The 20,664-nt window shown below is 68.8% G+C and carries 16 protein-coding genes; 4 read left to right on the top strand and 12 right to left on the bottom strand.

Features of this window, described 5'->3' with window-relative positions:
• Positions 1-44: 44 nt before the first annotated feature.
• The gene (locus D571_RS0108330) at positions 45-566 is read right to left on the bottom strand and encodes a PAS domain-containing protein (protein ID WP_018936224.1); all 522 of its coding nucleotides are present in this window, start codon (positions 564-566) and stop codon (positions 45-47) included.
• Positions 567-703: 137 nt separating this feature from the next.
• Between D571_RS0108330 and D571_RS0108325 the strand changes: the two genes are divergently transcribed.
• On the top strand, positions 704-2,266 hold the full coding sequence (locus D571_RS0108325) for an AAA family ATPase (RefSeq protein WP_018936223.1): 1,563 nt from the start codon (positions 704-706) through the stop codon (positions 2,264-2,266).
• A gap of 33 nt (positions 2,267-2,299) precedes the next feature.
• Here the strand turns inward: D571_RS0108325 and D571_RS0108320 are convergent, their stop codons facing one another.
• The 3 genes from D571_RS0108320 to D571_RS0108310 form a co-directional block, all read right to left on the bottom strand.
• On the bottom strand, positions 2,300-3,076 hold the full coding sequence (locus D571_RS0108320; RefSeq protein WP_018936222.1) for a polysaccharide deacetylase family protein: 777 nt from the start codon (positions 3,074-3,076) through the stop codon (positions 2,300-2,302).
• A complete protein-coding gene (locus tag D571_RS0108315) occupies positions 3,076-3,912 on the bottom strand; it encodes a transglutaminase family protein (protein ID WP_018936221.1) in 837 nt (278 codons plus the stop codon). The genes D571_RS0108320 and D571_RS0108315 overlap by 1 nt, the downstream gene beginning before the upstream one ends.
• A 132-nt stretch (positions 3,913-4,044) precedes the next feature.
• Entirely contained in the window at positions 4,045-5,145 is a 1,101-nt protein-coding gene (locus D571_RS0108310; protein WP_018936220.1) for a diguanylate cyclase, read from the bottom strand.
• 127 nt (positions 5,146-5,272) lie between these two features.
• Between D571_RS0108310 and D571_RS0108305 the strand changes: the two genes are divergently transcribed.
• Positions 5,273-6,403, top strand: coding sequence for an efflux RND transporter periplasmic adaptor subunit (locus D571_RS0108305; protein ID WP_018936219.1), 1,131 nt, complete (start codon positions 5,273-5,275; stop codon positions 6,401-6,403).
• Positions 6,400-9,558 carry an efflux RND transporter permease subunit gene (locus D571_RS0108300; protein ID WP_018936218.1) on the top strand — a complete coding sequence of 1,053 codons (3,159 nt, stop codon included), beginning with the start codon at positions 6,400-6,402 and terminating at the stop codon, positions 9,556-9,558. Before D571_RS0108305 ends, D571_RS0108300 begins: the two co-directional genes overlap by 4 nt.
• Here the strand turns inward: D571_RS0108300 and amrA are convergent.
• Positions 9,507-10,103 (bottom strand): AmmeMemoRadiSam system protein A, encoded by a 597-nt coding sequence (gene amrA / locus D571_RS0108295; protein ID WP_018936217.1) that lies wholly within the window; start codon positions 10,101-10,103, stop codon positions 9,507-9,509. The genes D571_RS0108300 and amrA overlap by 52 nt on opposite strands.
• Positions 10,100-10,903, bottom strand: coding sequence for an AmmeMemoRadiSam system protein B (gene amrB / locus D571_RS0108290; RefSeq protein ID WP_026287714.1), 804 nt, complete (start codon positions 10,901-10,903; stop codon positions 10,100-10,102). Before amrB ends, amrA begins: the two co-directional genes overlap by 4 nt.
• A gap of 73 nt (positions 10,904-10,976) precedes the next feature.
• On the opposite strand from amrB, the gene amrS reads away from it, so the two are divergent.
• The gene (amrS, locus tag D571_RS0108285; protein ID WP_018936215.1) at positions 10,977-12,089 is read left to right on the top strand and encodes an AmmeMemoRadiSam system radical SAM enzyme; all 1,113 of its coding nucleotides are present in this window, start codon (positions 10,977-10,979) and stop codon (positions 12,087-12,089) included.
• Here the strand turns inward: amrS and D571_RS0108280 are convergent, their stop codons facing one another.
• From D571_RS0108280 to D571_RS0108255, 6 genes are all read right to left on the bottom strand, one after another.
• Complete coding sequence (locus tag D571_RS0108280; protein ID WP_018936214.1) at positions 12,090-14,531, bottom strand: bifunctional diguanylate cyclase/phosphodiesterase; 2,442 nt, start codon at positions 14,529-14,531, stop codon at positions 12,090-12,092.
• A gap of 176 nt (positions 14,532-14,707) precedes the next feature.
• Positions 14,708-15,154 (bottom strand): cyanase, encoded by a 447-nt coding sequence (gene cynS / locus D571_RS0108275; protein ID WP_018936213.1) that lies wholly within the window; start codon positions 15,152-15,154, stop codon positions 14,708-14,710.
• A gap of 183 nt (positions 15,155-15,337) precedes the next feature.
• Positions 15,338-17,011, bottom strand: a complete 1,674-nt coding sequence (locus D571_RS0108270) for a sigma-54-dependent Fis family transcriptional regulator (protein WP_018936212.1) — start codon at positions 17,009-17,011, stop codon at positions 15,338-15,340.
• Positions 17,012-17,221: 210 nt separating this feature from the next.
• Positions 17,222-18,037: an ABC transporter permease gene (locus tag D571_RS0108265; RefSeq protein WP_232196956.1), complete on the bottom strand. Its 816-nt coding sequence runs from the start codon at positions 18,035-18,037 to the stop codon at positions 17,222-17,224.
• Positions 18,038-18,057: 20 nt separating this feature from the next.
• Positions 18,058-19,341, bottom strand: coding sequence for an ABC transporter substrate-binding protein (locus D571_RS0108260; RefSeq protein WP_018936210.1), 1,284 nt, complete (start codon positions 19,339-19,341; stop codon positions 18,058-18,060).
• A 44-nt stretch (positions 19,342-19,385) separates the two neighbouring features.
• Complete coding sequence (locus tag D571_RS0108255; protein ID WP_018936209.1) at positions 19,386-20,249, bottom strand: ABC transporter ATP-binding protein; 864 nt, start codon at positions 20,247-20,249, stop codon at positions 19,386-19,388.
• Positions 20,250-20,664 lie beyond the last annotated feature (415 nt).

Here is a 20,664-nt window from a genome sequence, read left to right as displayed (position 1 = left end):
ACATTAAGCCGCAGGGGTGGTTCGCGCAACACAACCCCGCGCGACTACACGGATTTCATCACCCAGTCGGTGAGGTTGCGGAAGCCGCGCTTGCGCATGGCCTTCTGGATCGCCTGATAGCCGGCCTGGACCTGCTCCTCGCGCGGGTACTTCTGTTCCAGTGCCAGTATGTCGGCGTAGATCTTCGACCATTCCTCCACCGCCTCGCGTTTGGGGCGGATGCGCACCGAGCTGTAACCGGTGATCTCGCCGCTGGCCGCCTTGCGGGGCGCCACGCGCGTGAATACCCAGTAATTGTCGCCGTATTTCGTCCGATTGTTGACGAAGCCGAAGAACTCGTCGCCCGCCTGGATGATCTGCCACATCACGTAGAACACGGCGCGCGGCATGTGCGGGTGACGCAGGATGCTGTGGGGGGCTCCGATCAGTTCCTCGCGGCTGTACTGCGAGATACGGATCATGGTGTTGTTGGCCAGATCGATGACCCCGCGGGTATCCGTACGGGACTGGATCGTGTCATGCGGTTCGAGAATGATTTCGTGCCCGGTCAGGCTGCGGTCGACCATGCTGGCCCCCTTCATCTGTTGGGTGAAAACAACCACAACCACTGGGGGGCGGTCAAACCCGCCGCGGCGCCAGCGGGTATCCGGCAGGCCTGCGGGCAGGTCTATACTGGGGCCCATTTCCGGAATCAGGAGGGGGCATGGCGGCGAAGCGAAACCCGACGGTGGACCGAGTCCTGCGCGGGCTGCGCTCACGCTATCCGATCATCTATCTGCAGGGATGGGACGAGGACCGCATCGAGCGCCTGCTGCAGCAGGTAGCGCGCAAGTACTACGGCGAAGATGGCCGACTGCAGGTCTGGTCGGCGGCGCGCGGCTTTGCGGCACCGGATCAGGCAGGTTCCGATGCCGCGGTGGAGGTCGACGCCGCGGTGCACGATCCCGAGGCGGCGCTGGCGCGCATCGCCGGGCATCGCGATCCGCCGCGCATGACCCTGTTCAAGGACCTGCCGGTCTGGTTCGACGAACGCCCGGGACTGGTGCGTGGCCTGCGCGATCTCTACTACGAGCTGAAGGGGACCAGCAACGTCGTGTTCGTCAGCTGCCCGCAGCTGCATCTGCCGGACATCGTCAAGAAAGAGCTCTTCCTGGTCGAGGTGGATCTGCCCGACGAGGAAGAGCTGCTGGAATTTCTCGAGGGGCGCCGCGGAGCCGAGGCCTTCCCGCGCGAACGACTGTTCCGCCTGGCCGCGGGCATGCGCGGGCTATCGCTCAACGAGGCGGGGCATCTTGCCGCGCGGCTGATGCGCATGCAGGACGTGGACGAGGATACCCTGCTGCGCGAGGTGCAGGAGGAGAAGGGGCAGATCCTGCGCAAGGAGAGCGTGCTGCAATTCTATCCTCCGCAGCGCTCGCTGGAGGATATCGGCGGTCTGGGCGTGCTCAAGGAGTGGGTCACCACGCGAGCCGAGCTGTTCTCGGAGAAGGCCTACGAGGACGGCGTCCCGCTGCCCGCTGGCGTGCTGTTCATGGGGGTCTCCGGCTGCGGCAAGAGCATGGCGGCCAAGGCCATCGCGGCGGCCTGGGACCTGCCGCTGGCGAGGCTGGACATGAGCCTGGTGCTTTCGGGCAGCTTCGGTACGCCGGAATACGCGTTTGCCCGGGCGACGCGCATCGCCGACGAGATCGCGCCGGTGGTGCTGTGGATCGACGAGCTGGAGAACGCCTTCGGCTTCGATTCCACCGGCAGCGGCGGCAACGTGAACATCTTCTCCAGCTTCCTGACCTGGCTGCAGGAGAAATCGCCCAGGGTGTTCGTGGCGGCCACCGCCAACCGCATCGAGCTGATGCCGGCGGAGCTGATGCGCAAGGGGCGCTTTGACCAGCTGTTCTTCCTGGATCTGCCCAATGCCGACGAGCGCCGCGAGATCCTGGAGCTGCACATCCGTCGTCATGGCGGCGATCCGGGGCAGTTCGACCTGGGGTATCTGACCGCCACAACCAAGGAATGGAGCGGTGCCGAGATCGAGCAGGTCGTGCGTTCGGCACGCATCGAGGCCTACCGCGAGGGACGCGCCTTCAACCAGAAGGACATCATCCGCGCGGCGATCAACACGGTGCCGCTGTCGAAGACCATGGTCGAGCAGATCCGCGAGCTGCGGAACTGGAGCTTCAAGCGCGCGGTAAATGCCTCGCGGGCGGAACAGAAGAAGCCGCGCAAATCGGAGGAGACCGACCGCGACACGGGTGGTGCCTCGCGCTGAGTCCGCGGGCCGATCGGTCCGGCCGGCGGCGGATCACTCCGGCGCGTAGAGCCGGTCCATTCGCACCGGCTCCAGGTCCCGTTCGCGCAGTCCGTCGAGGATCGCGGGCAGGGCGGCGGCGGTGGGCAGCTCCGGGTCGTGCAAATGCAGCACCACGATGCTGCCGCCGGCTACCCGGTCGAGCACGTGTTCCGCGACCCGCTCCGGCCCGGCTTCGGGGTCGGCATCCCCGCTGGCCACGTCGTGCTGAACCGTCCGGACGCCCAGCGCGCCGGCCGTGTGCCAGACGGTTTCGTCGATCGCTACGTAGGGCGCGCGAAAGTGCCGGGGCCATTCCCCGGTCAGGGCGTGCGCGACCATCTGGGCCAGGCCGATGTCCCGCTCGACTTCCTGGGATGACTGTTCCGTCAGATCCGGGTGCCCCCAGGCATGGGTCCCGATCTCGAACAACGGGTCGTCGTACAGTTCGCGGGTCAGTTCCGCGTGTTCCGCCATCCAGCGACCTCCCAGGAACAGGGTCGCGGGGATCTCCTGTTCGCGCAGGATGTCGAGGATCCGGTCATCCACCTCGTTGTGCTGGTGATCGCTGCAGGCGTCGAAGGTCAGCGCCACCCGCTCCCGGTCGCGGTTTCCGTGGTGTATGACCTGCGGCGGCGCGGGGTCGATGGCGGGCGTGGAGGCGGTTTCGGCCAGCCCCGGATGGCGTTCCGCGAAGGCCGCCAGCAGATGCTCCGGCGGGCTGACCCCGGAGCCCGCGGCGAGGCCGGGGAGCAGCAGTATGGCGGCAGAGATGCCTCGCGACGGGCGCATCAGGAGTTCTCCGGGGGCGGAGCAGCAGGGCCGGCGTGGACGGGGCCCGGATCGGTCATCAGCTGGACGTCGACTTCCATGCGCGTGGGGATGGCCGGTGGGCCAAACAGATGGTAGAGCGGCACGTCGGTGGCATCGCGACCGTAGGCCAGCCGCACGCGGCCGGTCCCGGGGTTTGCCTGCGTCGGATCGAAGGTGTGCCAGCGCCCGCCGACAAAGGCCTCGAACCAGGCGTGCAGGTCCATCGGTTCCAGCCCGTGTACATAGCCGACCGCCAGACGCGCCGGGATGCTGAGGCTGCGGCACAGGGCGATGCCGAGGTGGGCGAGGTCGCGGCATACCCCGCTGCCCCGGGCGAGGACTTCGCTGGCGGCGATGGGTGCCGGATCGGTGTCCGGGCAGTAGTCGATGCGGGCGTGGATCCAGCGCGAGATCGCGGTCACCTGTTCGTGGCCCGGTCGCCGCCCGCCCACGATCTCCCACGCCCGGGCGCCAAGTCGGTCGGCTTCACAGAAGCGGCTGGGCAGCAGATAGACCAGGACCTCGTCGGGCAGCCGTTCCACTGGCACGAACGGGGCGTCGGTGACGTCGATGTCCTCCGGACGGATGCGCACGTCGGCGCTGACATGTACCGCGAAGTGGCCGGCGGGCGCCATCAGCCGCTGGCACAGGTTACCGTGGCGGTCGGTGTATTCGGCAACGTGGATGTCGGGGCTGACCCGGTAGCGGTCGGTGGCCACCCACTGGTAGGCGTCGCTGCGCGGTCGCAGGAGCAGCAGCATCGGGCTGGCCACCGTCAGGTTCATCTCGAGTTCGCTGGTGACCCTCAGCCACATGCCTGCCGTCCGTTCCTGTTGGGTGATCGCTGCCGGCAGTGTAACCCCGAAATCGCGCTCGCAGCGGAGCCCTCGCGGGGCGTGTGGCACCCGGACGGCCGGAGGCCGCCACCACCCGACCCCGGGGGGCGTTCAATCACCGGCGACGACCCGGTTGCGCCCGGCGTTCTTGCCGGCGTAGAGCCGGCGGTCGGCGCGTGCGACCAGCCGGTCACGGTCGTCGTGGTCACGGAACGCGGCCACCCCGAAGGTCGCCGTGATCCGGATCCCCTCGATCGTCTGGTCGGCGATGGCCCGGCGGCAGCGCTCGGCCAGTTCGGCCGCCTCCGGTGTGTCGATGCCGGGTGCGATCACCAGTAGCTCCTCGCCGCCCCAGCGTGCGGCGAGGTCGCTGTCGCGCATGCCTGCGTCCAGACGACGAGTGATCTCCCGCAGCACCGCGTCGCCGAAGGCGTGTCCGTGGCGGTCATTGATCACCTTGAAGTGATCCAGGTCCACCATGATCACGCTGAGCGGACGCCCGTAGCGGCGCGCATAGGCGATCTCGCGTTCCAGCGCCGCCTCCGCCGCCCGCCGGTTGGCCAGCCCGGTCAGTGGATCGGTGGTGGCCCAGTCATGCAGCAGTTCGGCGCGCAGCAGGGCCCGCTGCAGCTGGTCGCGCATGCCGGCGGCCGCGGCCATCAGGGCCAGCAGCAGGCCGAGGAAGACATGCACGCGGACCAGGTACATCAGGGCCTCGTCCGAGGGCGGCCGGGGCCCGCGCATCTCGACCAGGGCGGCGCTCCCGGCCAGCAGCAGGGAGATCAGCAGGATGGCGAGACCGGCCCAGGTCCCGCGCCGCCGGTCCAGCATCACGAAGGCACCGGCGATGAGGATGCCGACGGCCCAGTAATGCCCCCCCACCAGCACCATCAGTTGCGCCTCGATGCCGGCCGCGAAATGCAGGTGCCAGGCCAGGCGCCCGAGGATCAGCGCGGCGGCGGTCGCCACCGTCAGCGCTTCGATCTGCGCCAGCGGCAGGTAGCGCTGACGCAGGAGCACCAGCAGTACGGCCAGCGCGGCGGCGAACGGGGGGTAGAGCCGTTCGAGGAACAGGTCGCCGGGCTCGCGGAACCACCAGCTCAGCAGAGCGATCGCGATGCCACCGAGCAGCGCGACGCTGTAGACCAGCCGCTTGCGCTCCTCGTGGCGGCGGAATTCCTCCGCCGGGTCGTCCTCGCCGGGTGCCTGCATCGGATCTCGCCGCACGGGTGCGTGTATGGGGCCGGGACGGTGGCCGCTGCCGGTCGACCGTCCACGCGCGTTATAGTGACACTGGCGGAACAGACCCGCCAGAGAGGCACGCACCGAGGGGCTGTTGATGGAAGACGGGGAGTCGGGGACGAGCGGCGGGCGCCGGCTGCACGGGCGCTGGCTGGCCGCTGCGGGCATCCTGCTGCTGGCGATCGTCTGGATCGTTTCGGGCGTGGTGATGCGCGAGGACGAAACTGCCCCGGAGCCCCGTGAGGCCCAGCCCATGACGGTGGCCGTGGTCTGGCAGGAGGCGGTGCCGGTGGAACGGATCCTTAACCTGCAGGGACGGGTGGACCCCGACCAGCGGGTGCGCGTGCGCGCCGAAACCGCCGGCCAGGTCGCCGATTGGGCGGTGGACCGTGGCGCCGAGGTGAGCACCGACGATCTGCTGGCGCGCCTGCGCATGGATGATCGCGAGGCACGCCTGCGCCAGGCGATTGCCCGCGAGCGCGGAGCGGAGAGCGATTACGAGGCCACGCGCCGGCTGCACGACCAGGGCCATGCATCGCGTACCGAGCTGGAGGCCCGCGAGGCCGAGCGGGAGGCGGCGCGCGCCGAGCGCGAGGCCGTGGAACTGGATATCCGCAACACGCAGGTGCGGGCCCCGCTGGCGGGGATCGTGCATCAGCGTCTGGCCGAGCGCGGCGATTTCGTCGGCCGAGGTGATCCGGTCGCCGAGATCGTCGACAACGATCCGCTGGTCGCGGTGGTGCAGGTCCCGCAGCACCAGATCGCGCGGGTGCATACCGGGCTGCCGGCGCGCATCCGCTTCCTCGACGGCCGCCGTGCCGAGGGCGAGGTCCGGTTCGTCTCGCGCCTGGCCGAACCCGGGACCCGCACCTTCCGCGTCGAGGTCGAGATCCCCAATCCCGACGGCGAGCTGCCGTCGGGCATCAGCGCCGGGGTCGAGATCCCCACCGACAGCGTGCCCGCGCATCGACTGTCGCCGGCGGTGATGGCGCTGGAGGACGACGGCCGCATCGGGGTCAAGACGGTGGACGACGAGGACCGCGTGGTGTTCCACCCGGTGGAGGTGGTGCGCACCGGGCCGGACGGGGTGTGGGTGACGGGTCTGCCCGAGCTCGCCCGGGTGATCACTGTCGGGCAGGGGTTCGTCAGCGCCGGTGAGCGGGTGCGGCCGCAGCCGCAGGAGGACGCCCCGGCGCGCGTGCCGCGCGTTCCGGAGGTCATCCGGTGAAGGCGCTGATCGGCTGGGCGGTGGAACGCGCCCGGACGGTCCTGCTGCTGCTGTTCCTGCTGCTGGTCACCGGCGCCCTGGCGTGGTCGGTGGTCCCGCGCGAGGCCGCCCCCGAGATCGACATCCCGATCTTCTTCGTCTCCGCGCCCTATCCCGGGGTCTCGCCCGAGGATGCGGAACGGCTGATGGTGCAGCCGCTGGAGCGCGAGCTGCAGGGCATCCCCGGAGTGGACGAGATGCAGTCCTGGGCCGGCGAGGGCTTTGCCCTGCTGCGCATCGACTTCGAACCCGGGTGGGACAACCGCCGCGCCCTGTCGGACCTGCGCGAGGAGGTCGATCTGGTGCGCCCGGAACTCCCGGACGGGGCCGAGGAACCCTCGGTGTCCGAGGTCGATCTGTCGCTGTTCCCGGTCGTCACGCTGAACCTCTCGGGCCCGCTGGAGGAGCGCAGCCTGGTGCGCCTGGCGCGTGAACTGCGCGACCGGGTGGAAGCCCTGCCGGGGGTGCTGGAGGCCGACATCGGCGGCGACCGCGAGGAGCAGATGGAGGTGCTGGTCGACCCGCTGGTGCTGGAGACCTACGAGCTGTCCTTCGGCGATCTCAGTCGTGCGATTGAACGCAACAACCGACTGGTGGCCGCCGGCGCGGTGGACAGCGGGGTCGGGCGGATCCCGCTGCGGGTGCCCGGCACGATCGACGACATCGACGACGTACTGGATACCGCAGTGCGGGTGGATGGCGACACCGTGGTGCGCGTGCGCGACGTGGCCGAGGTCCGCCGCAGCTATCGTGACCCCGAGGGCTTCACGCGCATCGACGGGCAGCCGTCGGTCTCGCTGGAGGTGCGCAAGCAGTCGGATGCCAACATCCTCGAGGTCGCGGCCGCCACCCGCGCGGAGGTCGAGCAGGCCCGCGCGGACTGGCCCGAGGCGCTGGAGGTGACCTGGACCCAGGACCAGGCGCGGGATGTCGAGGACCTGCTGGGAGACCTGGAGAACAACGTGATCACCGCGGTGCTGATCGTGGCGCTGGTGATCCTGGTGATGATGGGCGGGCGGGCCGCGCTGCTGGTGGGGCTGGCGATCCCGGGGGCGTTCCTCGGCGGGATCCTGGCCATCCACCTGCTGGGCTTCACGCTCAACATCGTCGTGCTGTTCGCGCTGATCCTGGTGGTGGGGATGCTGGTGGATGGCGCGGTGGTCGTGGTGGAACTGGCGGATCGCTACATCGCCGAGGGGCGCGGGCGCATCGAGGCCTTCCGTGCCGCCGCCCAGCGCATGGCCTGGCCGATCACCGCCGCCATCGGCACCACCCTGGCGGTGTTCGCGCCGATGCTGTTCTGGCCGGGGATGGTGGGCGAGTTCATCGTCTATCTGCCGGCCACCGTGATCGTGACCCTGATCGCGTCGCTGGCGATGGCGCTGGTGTTCATCCCGGTACTGGGCTCGGTGATCGGCCCGTCGCGCCCGATCAATGCCGATCAGACCCGCTACGTGCGCGCTGCGGACGAGGGGCATTTCGATCAGCTCCATGGCATCACCGCCGGGTACATCCGCATGCTGCGACCGCTGGTGGACCGGCCGGGCCTCACCCTGGCCGGTACCCTGGGCCTGTTGCTGCTCGCCTATGCGGCCTATGCCAGTTTCGGCCGCGGGGTGGAGTTCTTCCCGTCGATCGAGCCCGAGAACGTGCAGGTCCAGGTGCAGGCGCGCGGCGACCTGTCGGTGCGCGAGGCGGATGCGCTGGTGCGTCAGGTGGAGGAACGCCTGATGGCCTCCCCCGAGGTGAAACACGCCTACGCGCGTACCCTGGGGACCCAGCTCGCCCGTCTGCAGGGCGATTATCCGGAGGACGTGGTCGGGGTCATCCAGCTGGAGCTGACCCACTGGCGCACGCGCCCGCCGGCCGAGGTGGTGATTACCGAGCTGCGCGAGCGCACCGCCGATCTGCCCGGGCTGAGGCTGCAGTTCCGGGCGCAGGAACACGGGCCGGGCGAGGGCCGGCCGATCCGCATCGTCGCCTCCGGCGAGCAGCCCGGGCGCATCCCGCCGGTGATCCGCGAGATCCGCGCGCAGATGGACGAACTGGGCGGCTTCGAGGACATCGGCGACGATCTGCCGCTGCCCGGGGTGGAGCTGGAGGTGCGCTTCGACCGCGAGCAGGCGGCGCGTTTCGGTGTGGACGTGCCGCTGCTGGGGGACGGCGTGCAGCTGCTGACCGACGGGATCCTGCTGGGGAGCTGGCGCCCCGATTTCACCGACGAGGAGGTCGATATCCGCCTGCGGCTGCCGGCCGAGCAGCGCCACCTGCAGCAGCTCGCCAACCTCAACCTGCCGGCGCCGGGCGGGCTGGTGCCGCTGGCGAACTTCGCCGAGCTGGTACCGGTCCCGGCCACCGGGCTGATCAAGCGCCTCGATGGCCAGCGCGCCTACACCATCGAGGCGGATGCGGCTCCGGGCTATCTGGTGGACGAGCGGGTGCGGGCGCTGCAGGCGCGGTTGGCCGAACGCGAACTGGACGACGCGGTGGAGGTGCGCTTCCGCGGCGAGGCCGAGGAGCAGGAGGAGGCGGCGCGCTTCCTGCTGGGCGCCTTCGCGATGTCGCTGTTCCTGATGCTGGCGATGATGGTCACCCAGTTCAATCGCTTCTCCCAGGCGCTGCTGGTGATGTCCGCCATCGTGTTCTCCACCGCCGGGGTGCTGCTCGCGCTGCTGGCGCGCGGCGAGCCGTTCGGGATCGTGATGAGCGGGATCGGCGTGCTGGCGCTGGCGGGGATCGTGGTGAACAACAACATCGTGCTGATCGACAACTACAACGAGCAGCGCGGGCGCGGCCTGACGGCGCACGAGGCGGCCCTGCGGGCGGCGGCCCAGCGCATGCGTCCGGTACTTCTGACGGCCATCACCACCATCCTTGGCCTGCTGCCGATGGTGCTGGCCTGGACGGTGGACTTCGCCGGGCGGGATTTCTACATCGGCGCACCGGTGACCGGCTTCTGGGTCCAGCTGGCCACGGCGATCGCCGGCGGGCTGCTGTTCGCCACCCCGCTGACCCTGCTGTTTACCCCGGCGATGCTGGTGCTGCTGGATCGCATGCGCACACGTTACGAGTCGCTGCGCGACCGGATGCGCCCCGGGATCTCAAACGAGCCGTAGCGCCAGGCCTGCAGGCCCTCGGGCCACGGATGGCGCGACAGTCCGGCCTTGCGCAGCAGGGCGTCGACGAAGGCCTCCGGATCGGGCAGGGATTCCCAGACCGCCGGGAGGAAGGTGGCGCGTCGCGGCCCTGCCTGCAGGATCAGCCCGTCCTCGTGCGGCCGCAGCCGGTCCAGCAGGGTGTGGCGGCGGGTGGCCTCCAGCGGCTCGGAGGGTCCCAGCAGGGTCACCGAGTACTCCAGGCCCGCGAGTTCGCCGGCGTCCAGCGGGACGAAACGCGGGTCGCGCGTGGCCGCGGCCACTGCGTTGTGGAGCACGTCTTGCGCCAGCGGATGGCGGGCCTCCAGCGAGCCGATGCAGCCGCGCAGTTCGCCCTCGCGCTTGAGGGTGACGAAACTGGCCCCGGGGCGGTCCAGCGGTGCGGGTTCGGCCACGGGGTCCACCATGGGCCGAGCGCCGTCGCCGGCGGCGTGACGGATGCCCGCGTCGGCGATTTCCGTCAGCCGCGCGCGGGCCGCAGGATCGGGTTCGAATGGCAGCGTCATTGCAGGGCCCAGGCGCCGTAACCCACCACCTGGTCGCGCGGGCCGGCGGTATCCGCCGAGGTGCGCCGGTCCAGGGTGGTGATGTCCAGTCCGCGGCGCCGTGCGGCTCGCAGCAGCCCGGCCAGCGGGCGACAGCCGCAGGCCTCTTCCGGCCCCAGCGCGCTGTCGTCCATACGCTCGATGGCCTGCTGGGTCGCCGCGTCCAGGCGCTGCGCGGTGGCCTCGTCGTGGAAATGCGACAGGTCCGAACTCACCACCACCAGGGTCTCCGGGTCGTCCCACAGCCGGTCGAGCACCGCCTCGATCTGGTCCGGCGATGCATCGCCGACGACCAGCGGGATCAGGCGGAAATCCTCCAGCACGACCTGCAGGAACGGCAGCTGCGCCTCCAGACTGTGTTCCGGGCCATGGGCGGCCTCCAGGCACTGCACGCCGGGCAGGCCGGCGAGGGCATCCACGGCCTCGCGATCCACCGGGATGTCGCCCAGCGGGCTGCGGTAGTACGCGCTGTCGGTTGTGGCGATCCCGCGAAACGGCACGCGGTGCGAGGGCCCGAGCAGGACTACGCGCCGGACCTGGTCGGCGAGCGGGCGCAACCGGGCGTAGGCCGAGGCGGCGACCGGACCGGAAAACGGGAAGCCGGCGTGCGGGGCGACGATCGCCCGGGGCGCCGGGGCATCCGCCTCCGGCGGCGACACCTCGGCGAGAAAGCCCTCCACCATCTGCCGCAGTACGGCGGCCTCGGCGGGGTAGAAGCGCCCGGCGACGGCGGGTTCACGGATGGCGGGGCTGTCGGACATGTCCGGCTCCATATGCTTGGTCCTCATCTATCCTTGAATTGTGGGACCTCGGAGGCCACATTCAAGGACAGCCATGAGTGACCGCGACACAACGCTCGAACGCGATGCCTTCACGGTGTCGACCCGCTACTGGCACGTCCTCGATGACGGGCGGGTGCAGTGCGACCTGTGCCCGCGTTTCTGCAAGCTGAAGGAGGGGCAGCGCGGCGCCTGTTTCGTGCGCGCCCGGCTGGACGACGAGGTCGTGCTGACCAGCTATGGCCGCTCTTCCGGTTACTGCGTGGACCCGATCGAGAAGAAGCCGCTGAACCATTTCCTGCCGGGGACGCCGGTGCTGTCGTTCGGGACTGCCGGCTGCAATCTGGCCTGCAAGTTCTGCCAGAACTGGGATATCAGCAAGTCACGCGAGATCGACACCCTGGCCGACCGGGCGGATCCGGAGACCATTGCGCGGGCGGCCGAGGAGCTGGAATGCCGGTCGGTGGCGTTCACCTACAACGACCCGGTCATCTTCCACGAATACGCGCTCGATGTTGCGGCGGCCTGCCGTGCGCGCGGGATCCGCACGGTCGCGGTCACGGCGGGGTACATCACCGAGGCTGCGCGCGGCGAATTCTTCTCCGCGATGGATGCGGCCAACGTGGACCTCAAGGCGTTTACCGAACGCTTTTACCACCGCCTGACCGGGGCGCATCTGCAGCCGGTGCTGGAGACCCTGGAATGGCTGGTGCACGAGACCGATGTGTGGACCGAGATCACCACGCTGCTGATTCCCGGGGAGAATGACCGTGATGGCGAGATCGCCGACATGGCCGACTGGGTGCGTGACCGGCTGGGTCCTGGGGTGCCGTTGCACTTCACCGCCTTCCACCCCGATTTCCGCATGACAGACCGGCCGCGTACCCCGCCGGAGACCCTGCAGCGGGCGCGCAACATCGCCCGCGAGCGGGGGCTGCATCACGTGTATACGGGGAACGTGCACGACCGCGAGGGCCAGAGCACCTGGTGTCCTTCCTGCGGGCAACGGCTGATCGGGCGCGACTGGTACCGGCTGTCGGACTGGAACCTCACCGCGGATGGCTGCTGCAATGCCTGCGGGGCGGCTGTCGCCGGGGTGTTCGAGGCACGGCCGGGTGACTGGGGGCCGCGTCGCCAGCCGGTGCGGCTGGCGGAGTTCGCCGGCTGATCAGTCTTCCCCGCGAGGCGGCACGCCCGCTGAAGCCCCCTTTTCGCACTCCTTCAGCAGTTCCGGGAGCCGATCCGCCGGCACCGGTTGGCTGCACAGGAAGCCCTGCCAGGCATCGCACACGCGCTCTTCGAGGAATGCCCGCTGACCCTCGGTCTCCACCCCCTCGGCGAGGACCTCCAGCCCGAGATTGTGCGCCATATTGATGATGGTGATCGCCAGCTCGGCGTCGTTGGCGTCGTCCGGGAGGTCCTGCACGAACGCGCGGTCGATCTTCAGCCAGTCGATGTTGAAGCGCTTGAGATAGGCCAGGGAGGAATAGCCGGTGCCGAAGTCGTCGATCGCCAGCGACACCCCCAGGGCCTTGAGATTCACCAGGACCTCGCGCATGCCCTCGGCCTGGATCAGGGTCGTCTCGGTCATCTCCAGTACCAGGCGGGAGGGGTCCATGCCGGTGCTCTCCAGGACATCGCGTACCCGTGTCACCAGCGCCGGGTCGTTGATCTGGTGTGCCGACACGTTGACCGCCAGCGACAGCCCCGCGGGGCCCTGCGCATCCCATTCCACGATCTGGCGGCAGGCCTCGCGCAGCACGAATTCGCCCAGCGGGCTGATCAGTCCGGTCTCCTCCGCCACCGGGATGAAGCGCGCCGGCGAGATCAGGCCGTGGCTCGGGTCGCGCCAGCGCACCAGTGCCTCCACCCCGGACACGCGGCGCTCGCGCAGGTCGATCTGGGGCTGGTAGAAGACCTCGAGATGCCCCTCCTTGAGGGCATCGCGCAGACGGTTCTCGGTCTCCAGGCGTTCGCTGGCGGCCGCGGTCAGGTCCTCGCTGTAGAAGCTGTAGGTATTGCGGCCCTCGGCCTTGGCGCGGTACATCGCCGCGTCGGCCTGGGTGATCAGGGCCTCGGGGCTGCCGCCGTTGTCGGGAAACAGAGTGATGCCCAGCGAGGCCCCCACCTGCAGCGCCCGCCAGCCCCCCACCGCAAAGGGCTCGGCGATCACCGCGAGGATCTCGCGCGCGCGTTCCTCGATCTCCTCGGTGTGCTCGACATCATCCAGCAGGATGATGAACTCGTCCCCGCCCAGGCGGGCGATGGTGTTGGCCCGTACCCGGTCCTTGAGCCGGTCGGCGAGGATCTTGAGCAGCTCGTCTCCGACCTGGTGGCCGAGGCTGTCGTTGATGGTCTTGAAGCGGTCGAGGTCGAGGAACAGGACCGCGACCTGCCGGTCGTTCTCGGCGCTGGTGTTGATTGCGGCCCGCAGGCGCTGGGTCAGCAGAACCCGGTTGGGCAGGTCGGTCAGCGGATCGTGGCTGGCCCGGTGTGCCAGTTCGGCCTCGTGCCGGCGCAGACGGGTCTCGGCCTCGCGGCGCTGCTGTACCTCGCGTCCCAGGTCACGATTGATGCGGTGATAGCGCACGGTGGCGGCCGCCATCAGCGCCAGCATCCCCAGCAGCACGGCGATGGTCACCGCCGGGTTTTCGCGCCAGTAGAGCAGCGGATCCAGGGCCGGATTGCGGTCGTACGGCGGGGCGTTCAGGCGTTCCAGGATGTCGTGCACCGGCGCATAGGACAGTGGTGCGGACCAGCCGTGGTACCCGCCGGTTGCACTGGCGGGGTGGTCCTCCGGCATCTCCAGCAGGGCCACGGTGACCGCGTTGGCCAGCGCCTCGTCGGCATGCTCCAGACGCGCGAACGGCCACTCGGGGAACAGCCGCGTGGTGTGTTCGAACGGGTAGCCCGGGGTGTCGCGGGGTTCCAGGATCCGCAGTTCTCCGGGCTCGAAGCGGCCCTCTTCCTGCATCCGGTCCAGCACCCCGGTGCGGACCATCCCGACATCCCCGCGGCCCTCCAGTACCGCCTCCACTACCCGGTCGTGCGGCATGTCGGTGAAGCTGAGGTCGGCGAGATCCTCGCGCGGATCCACGCCGACGTCCAGCAGGGCCTCGTGGCCCGCATGCCAGCCGCCCAGCGAGCCCTCCTGTACCGCGAACAGATGCTGCCCGGCGATGTCCTCCAGCGAGGTGATGTCGTCGCGGTCGTCGCGGGTGAATATCACCCCGCCGAACAGTCGTACGGGCTCGCCCTCATGGGACTCGACCAGTGTGGTCAGCCGGCTGATCCCGTGCTGGTATTCCAGCTGCACGTAATGGCTGGTATTAGTGAGGACAAAGTCGATCGCCTCGTCCGCCACCGCATCCTCTAGTTCCGGGTAGTTCATCGCCCGCATGTGGAAGCGCACGCCGAACTGCTCGCCCAGGGTCTCGGTCAGGTAATCCGCCGTCGGCTGCCAGCGGGCCTCGGCCTCGCTCGCCTCGCGTACCGCCAGCAGGCCGATGTCCACCGTCGTGGCTGCATCCCGGGTGTCGGCGGCGACCCCGCCCGGCAGGGGCGGAAGCAGCAGCGCGGCCAGGACGAAGGAGCGGGGCAGCCATGTCATGCCGGTCAGCCTACTACGAACCGGGCTTTGGATGCTTGTCTTTGCGCACAAAGGTTTGATTCGGGAACCTTTCGTCCCCGCAAGGGGTGTGGGGGCAGGCGTGGGCGGCAGAGGCCCGCCCGGGGACGACCGCGGGCGGGCGGGGGGTGATCAGAACAGGGCCGGGCGGCCGGCGGTCACCAGCTCTTGTAGGGCAGGAACTTGCCGTTCCAGGTGATCTTCACCCGGTCGCCCTTGGGATCCTCGACCTTGTCGATGTCCATGGTGAAGTCGATGGCGCTCATGATGCCGTCGCCGAACTTCTCGTGGATCAGCGCCTTCATGGTGTCACCGTACACGTTGATCGCCTCGTAGAAGCGGTAGATCACCGGATCGGTCGGGATGGTCTTGTCCCAGTGCTTGTGCGGGAAGGCCTGCAGGGCCTTCGACACGTCCGGCCCGAGATCGAGGAACGCGGCGAGCCGGTCGGCGGCCTCGGGATCAAGGTGGTTCATGCCGTAGCAGGCCGAGGTCACGTAGACCTCGTGCAGGCCGGTGGCCTCGGCGATGCCGGCCCAGGTCGCGGCGCGGCTCTCCTTGGCCTCGAGGATGGTGGCGGTCATTTCGGTCTTGCTCATGGACATGGAAGTCTCCTGGATGGGGTCGGATCAGTGTTCCCGCCGAAGACTTTGCAGATCCCGTGCCACGTGGGTGGCGTCCAGATTGTCCATTCCAAGGGAGTGATTGGTGCCGAGGGGCCGCCAGGGATAGACAAAATGTCGTTATTGACCGTATTCGTCGTCATTGTCCGGCGGGGCGCCGGACAGTTACAGCCCGAGCTTTTTCAGGCGGTAGCGCAGCTGGCGGGGGGTCAGGCCAAGGGCCATGGCGGCGCGGGTCTTGTTGCCGCCGCAGCGTTCGACGGCTTCGCGGAGTTCGTCGGCCTCGGAGGCCTGTACCCGGCGGTAGGGGCGCACGATCGCGGTGCCGGGTGCCCCGTTATGGTGCGCCGGCGGGTCGGTTGAGAGGCGCTCGTCGGGGTACTGGCCGGCGGATTCGTTCCCGAACGGCGCGGCCGATGCGCCGGTTTCCGGTTCCGTGGGCCGAGAGGCGTGCATGCCGGGGCTGATGCGCGATTCCTCGTGCAGGATCTCGTCGATCAGCGAGGTGCCCACTCGGCCTTCGCTGGAGAGCAGCACCGCCCGCTCGAGCACGTTCTCCAGCTGGCGGATGTTGCCCGGCCAGTCGAAGGTCTCCAGGCGTTCCATTACGCCCTCGTCAAGGACGACGTTCCAGCCGTGCAGATGGCTGTAGCGGTCAAGGAAGTGGCGCGCAAGCAGGCGGATGTCGCTGGCGCGGTCGCGCAGCGCCGGCATGTGCAGCGGGATCACGTTCAGGCGATAGAAAAGGTCAAGGCGGAATTCGCCGGCATTCACCGCCTGCTGCAGGTCCTTGTGGGTGGCGGCGACCACGCGCACGTCCACCGGAATGTCGCGTGAGCCCCCGATCGGCTGGACCACCCGCTCCTGCAGTACCCGCAGGATCTTGGACTGCAGGGCCTCGGGCATGTCGCCGATCTCGTCGAGGAACAGGGTGCCGCCGTCGGCCAGCGCGATCTTGCCGCTCTTGGCGCTGTTCGCCCCGGTGAAGGCACCCTTCTCGTGGCCGAACAGTTCCGATTCCAGCAGGTCGGCCGGGATGGCCGCGCAGTTCAGCGAGATGAACGGCCGCGCGCTGCGCTGGCTGATGCGGTGGATCATGCGCGCGATCTTTTCCTTGCCGGTCCCGGAGTCCCCGGTGATCAGCACCGTTGCCTGGGTATCCGCGATGCGGTGGACCTGCTTGAGCACCGCGCGCAGGGCGGGGCTTTCGCCGAGGATCCCGTACTTGGCGCCCTGGGTGTCGAGGGCGCTCTTGAGATAGCGGTTCTCGGACACCAGCTCGGCCGTGCGCTCGGCGATCAGCTGGTTGATGCGCAGGACCTGGCCGATCATGGCCGCAATGACCCGCAGCACGTTCAGATCGTCCTGGAACTGACGCGAACGCCGCCGCAGGCGGTGCACCCCCAGCACGCCGATGGAGGTCTCGTCCTGGACGATGGGCAGGGCGATGTAGGCCACCGTCTCCTGCGGCAATGTGGCGCGATCGACCGCCCGGGCGAGGTATTCGGGCTCGTTGTCGATGTCCTGGATCAGCGCGATCTGGCCGGTCTTCATGACCCGTCCGGTCACGCCCTCGCCGAGGGAATAGCTGCCGCGCTCGCGTTCGGCATCGGTCAGGCCGTAGGCGTGGCGGATCTTCAGGTGTCCACTGTCCGGGTCGGGCAGCAGGACCCGGCCGCGATTGAGCCCCAGCAGCTGGGACATCATGCCGAGGATGCGGTAAATGGCGGCGTCCGGATCGCGTGAGCGACCCATCAGCCGGGCGACCTCCAGCAGCAGGGTGATCTCCTGCTCGCGGCCGTCGTGATCGGTACGGTCTTCATGGGCTATGTCGTTCATGCCGGTAGGCATGCAGAAACCCTGCCAGCAGCACGTATGGGCCAGGCCGCATGCGGGCGCGATGGAGGTAATGCGGGGTGCACCGGGGTGGTGCGGGTATGCAGGGGTACGGTGCAGAGACCGGTGCGGGAACGAACGGGGTGCCGCGGCGGAAGAAAGGGCCCGGCCGGAGAGGCCGGACCCGTGGAGGGTAGGTGAGCCCTGGGCGTGTCAGCCCTGGGCGTGGTAGCTGCTGCGCCGGATCAGGCGCACGCAGATGGCGTCCAGCATGTAGCCGATCAGGCCGATCACCAGCACGAAGGCGGCCAGCTTGTCGTACTCGAGCGTGTCGCGGGCATCGTTGATGGCGTAGCCAAGGCCCGAGGTCACCCCCAGGTATTCGGCCGGGACCAGCACAATCCAGGCCACACCCACCGCCAGGCGGATGCCGGCGAACACGTCCTGGGCGATCGCGGGCATCACGATGTAGCGCAGCGTGTGGTACGGGTTGGCGCCCAGGTTGGAGCCGACCTTGAGCCACATCGGATCGATACGCTGCACCCCGTGTGCGGTGGCGTAGGTGATTGGCCAGACCGCGGCGATGGCGATCAGGAAGATGATCGCTGCATCCCAGGTGGCGAAGGCCAGCACCGCGATCGGCATCCAAGCCAGCGGCGAGATCATGCGCAGGAACTGGAACGGCACGTGGGTGGTTTCGCGCAGCACGTTGAAGTAGCCGATCATCACGCCCAGCGGGACCCCGATCAGGATCGCGTAGAGCAGGCCGAAACCGACCCGGTGCAGGCTGGACTCGATCGGCGACCATACCTGTCCGGAGCTCACTAGGTCCCAGAACGCGGCCAGCGTGGGCCCGGGGGCGAAGCTGGCGAACGCCATGGTGTCGGGGTTGTTGGCGATCACCCAGCCACCCCACCACCACAGGGCGAGCAGTCCGGCGATGCCCAGTACCGGATACTGCAGCGCCCGGCGCAGGTGGTTCAGGGAGCGCAGGGAGGCCCACCCCCATTCCCCGGGGGTGGCCGGCATGTCGAATGTGACGTCGCGGTTCATAGCTTCACGACCTCCTCGCGGGCGAACGGCGAATCCATGTCCACGCCGGGCGCGTTGTGCCAGGCGGTGTGTTTCTCCATCGCCTTCTCGACGAACTCGTAGTTGACCAGGTCATCGGCCACCTCTTCGGGGTCCAGGCCCGAGAGGAAGGTGGTGTCGCCGCCGACCAGGGTCTCGTTCATTGCCCCGACCAGCATCTTCGTCGCCGACGGGTAGGGCCACGGGGAGAAGTCGATGCGGCCGTTGCCCCAGTCGGCGTGGCGGATCGCGCCGGAGTCGGTATAGGTGGTGTCGTCGGCGTAGTTGGTCATCGCGCGTTCGACCACCTCCGACGGCATCGGCAGGTAGCCCTTGCCGTCGCGCGAGAGCAGGTGGGCGATCTCCTTCTTGTTGTCCTGGATGTGCCCCTGGGCGCGCACCACCGCGTTCATGGTCTTCTGCGTCCATTCCGGCTCGCGGTCGGTCAGTTCCTCGTTCATGCACACCACGCAGCAGGGGTGGTTCTTCCAGATGTCGCCGGTGAAGCGCAGCAGGTTGCCGTGGGCCAGCATCTCGCCGGCGGCGTTGAAGGGCTCGGCGACGATGAAGGCGTCGATCGAGCGCGCGGCCAGGGCCGGCGGCATGTCCGGCGGCGGCATCAGCATCAGGTTGACCTCGTCCTCGGCAAGGTCGGCGCCCTGGTCCTTGATGACCGGCTTCAGGCCCGCATCGCGCAGGGCCATCTGCATGACGACGTTGTGCATGGAGTACCAGTAGGGCACGGCCACGCTCATGCCGCCCATGTCGGAGAAGTCGTTGACCTCCACGTGGCGGCCGGTAACCACCGCCGAGCCGTTGGTGTGGGCCCAGGACATGATCTTGGCCGGGAAGTTGTTCTGGTAGCGCATCCACAGCGGGATCGGCTTGAGCAGGTGGACCAGGTTGAAGCGGTTGGCCGCGAAGGATTCGATCAGCGGCGACCAGCCACGGATCAGCTCCGGTTCGGCGACCTCCAGGCCCTCGTCCTCGAAGTAGCCTTCGGAGTGGGCGACCAGCAGGGCGGCGGCGTCAGTGATGGGGATGTAGCCGATGCGCACGACGCCGTCGAAATCGCTCACGTCGGGCTCCGCGTCTTCCAGATCGGGCTGTGCAGCCAGCAGAGAGCCCGGGGCGGCCAGGCCGGTGCCGGCGACCAGCGAGCCGGCGGCCGCCGAGCGCAGGAAGGTGCGGCGGGACAGGCTGCCGCCAAGGATGCGGTCGAGTTCCGCGTCGATATCGTGGTGGTTGTCGCAGTTGCACATGGTGAGGTTCCTCTCGGGTTCGGGGCAGTCGGGACGGTCGGGGGTCAGGCCGCGCGGATGGCGCGGCGCCCGGATTCGGAATCGGGTTCGGATTCGGCCGCGGCAGACCCCTCTTCCGGGGCGTCGGGCGCGGTGGCGTCGGTGTCCTCGCGGCGCGCGGCGGGATGGCGGGTGGCGCCGAAGAACTCCATCAGTTCGGCCTTGAGTTCGTTAAAGCGCGCACCGGCGCGGTCGCGCGGGTGCGGCAGTTCCACCGTCAGCTCGTGCTTCAGCGTGCCGGGGTTGGAGCCCATCACGACCACGCGGTCGGCCATCGCAATGGCCTCCTCGATGTCGTGGGTGACGAACACCACGGTGATCCCCCGCTCCTGTGACAGACGGCTGACCTCTTCCTGCAGCTCGACCTTGGTGAAGGCGTCGAGGGCGGAGAACGGCTCGTCCAGCAGCAGGAGTTCCGGGTCGGTGGCCAGGCTGCGGGCCAGGGCCACGCGCTGCTGCTGGCCGCCGGACAGCGACTGCACGTTGACCTCGGCCTTGTCGGCGAGGCCCACGGTCTCCAGCAGGGCATCAACCCGCTTGTTCATGCCGTCGCGGCGACCCTGGAAGATCAGTCCCAGCGAGGTGTTGCGGCGGACGGTCATCCACGGGTAAAGCGACGGCTTCTGGAACATCATGTTCCAGCGCGGGCTGGGCTTGATGACCTGGTGTCCGTTGATGCGCACGGCGCCCTCGCTGGGGATCAGCAGGCCCGCGAGCATGTGCAGCAGGGTGGACTTGCCACAGCCGCTCTGGCCGATCAGGGCGATGGTCTCCCCGGGCCGCACGGTCAGCTCGATGTCCTTGAGCGTCGGGTCCTTCTGCTTCGGATAGTGATGCGTGATGTAGTCGATGGAGATGGCTGCGCCCATGGCGTGGCTCCTCGTCGCGGAACGTTGATGGGCCGTGGATCTCACGGCGCGCTCAACGGAGTCCTTACAAGAGGCGTGCCAGATCTCCCCGCAATCTTCCCGGGTAGTGAGGCCCGGTGGGGAATCGGGTGGCTGTCGGCCGGCGCAAATGGCCACCTGATGCGGTATCGCGGGGGCGGGGCGGTCCGTGCAAAGGAGTAGGTGAAGGGTCTCGCTCCGGGTCCGGTGCGGGAGCCGGGCGACGTTTCGTCATGGTGCGCTGCACCACTTTGGCGTCAATGTCGGTGCAATGACCGGACAATTCGTCGTATTTGTCCGTACAGGGCGACCTCGGAGGCGGTCCGGGGTCGATCCTTCTGCCGGAGTGGCCCGTGCAGGCCGCGCCATGAAGCCAGTTACGCAAACATGGCACGGC

The sequence above is a fragment of the Thioalkalivibrio sp. ALJ24 genome (assembly GCF_000377785.1).
Lineage (GTDB): Bacteria > Pseudomonadota > Gammaproteobacteria > Ectothiorhodospirales > Ectothiorhodospiraceae > Thioalkalivibrio.
Note: the sequence above shows the minus strand (reverse complement) of the source record. Positions and strands in the feature narration are given on the sequence as shown.

Coding starts and splice junctions, on each gene's coding strand:
- D571_RS0108320 (WP_018936222.1), bottom strand. CDS start 3,076: ATGCGCCCGTCGCGAGGCATCTCTGCCGCCATACTGCTGCTCCCCGGC.
- D571_RS0108265 (WP_232196956.1), bottom strand. CDS start 18,037: ATGCCGGCCACCCCCGGGGAATGGGGGTGGGCCTCCCTGCGCTCCCTG.
- cynS (WP_018936213.1), bottom strand. CDS start 15,154: ATGTCCATGAGCAAGACCGAAATGACCGCCACCATCCTCGAGGCCAAG.
- D571_RS0108315 (WP_018936221.1), bottom strand. CDS start 3,912: ATGTGGCTGAGGGTCACCAGCGAACTCGAGATGAACCTGACGGTGGCC.
- D571_RS0108280 (WP_018936214.1), bottom strand. CDS start 14,531: ATGACATGGCTGCCCCGCTCCTTCGTCCTGGCCGCGCTGCTGCTTCCG.
- D571_RS0108330 (WP_018936224.1), bottom strand. CDS start 566: ATGGTCGACCGCAGCCTGACCGGGCACGAAATCATTCTCGAACCGCAT.
- D571_RS0108260 (WP_018936210.1), bottom strand. CDS start 19,341: ATGTGCAACTGCGACAACCACCACGATATCGACGCGGAACTCGACCGC.
- D571_RS0108325 (WP_018936223.1), top strand. CDS start 704: ATGGCGGCGAAGCGAAACCCGACGGTGGACCGAGTCCTGCGCGGGCTG.
- D571_RS0108255 (WP_018936209.1), bottom strand. CDS start 20,249: ATGGGCGCAGCCATCTCCATCGACTACATCACGCATCACTATCCGAAG.
- D571_RS0108305 (WP_018936219.1), top strand. CDS start 5,273: ATGGAAGACGGGGAGTCGGGGACGAGCGGCGGGCGCCGGCTGCACGGG.
- D571_RS0108270 (WP_018936212.1), bottom strand. CDS start 17,011: ATGAACGACATAGCCCATGAAGACCGTACCGATCACGACGGCCGCGAG.
- amrA (WP_018936217.1), bottom strand. CDS start 10,103: ATGACGCTGCCATTCGAACCCGATCCTGCGGCCCGCGCGCGGCTGACG.
- amrS (WP_018936215.1), top strand. CDS start 10,977: ATGAGTGACCGCGACACAACGCTCGAACGCGATGCCTTCACGGTGTCG.
- D571_RS0108310 (WP_018936220.1), bottom strand. CDS start 5,145: ATGCAGGCACCCGGCGAGGACGACCCGGCGGAGGAATTCCGCCGCCAC.
- amrB (WP_026287714.1), bottom strand. CDS start 10,903: ATGTCCGACAGCCCCGCCATCCGTGAACCCGCCGTCGCCGGGCGCTTC.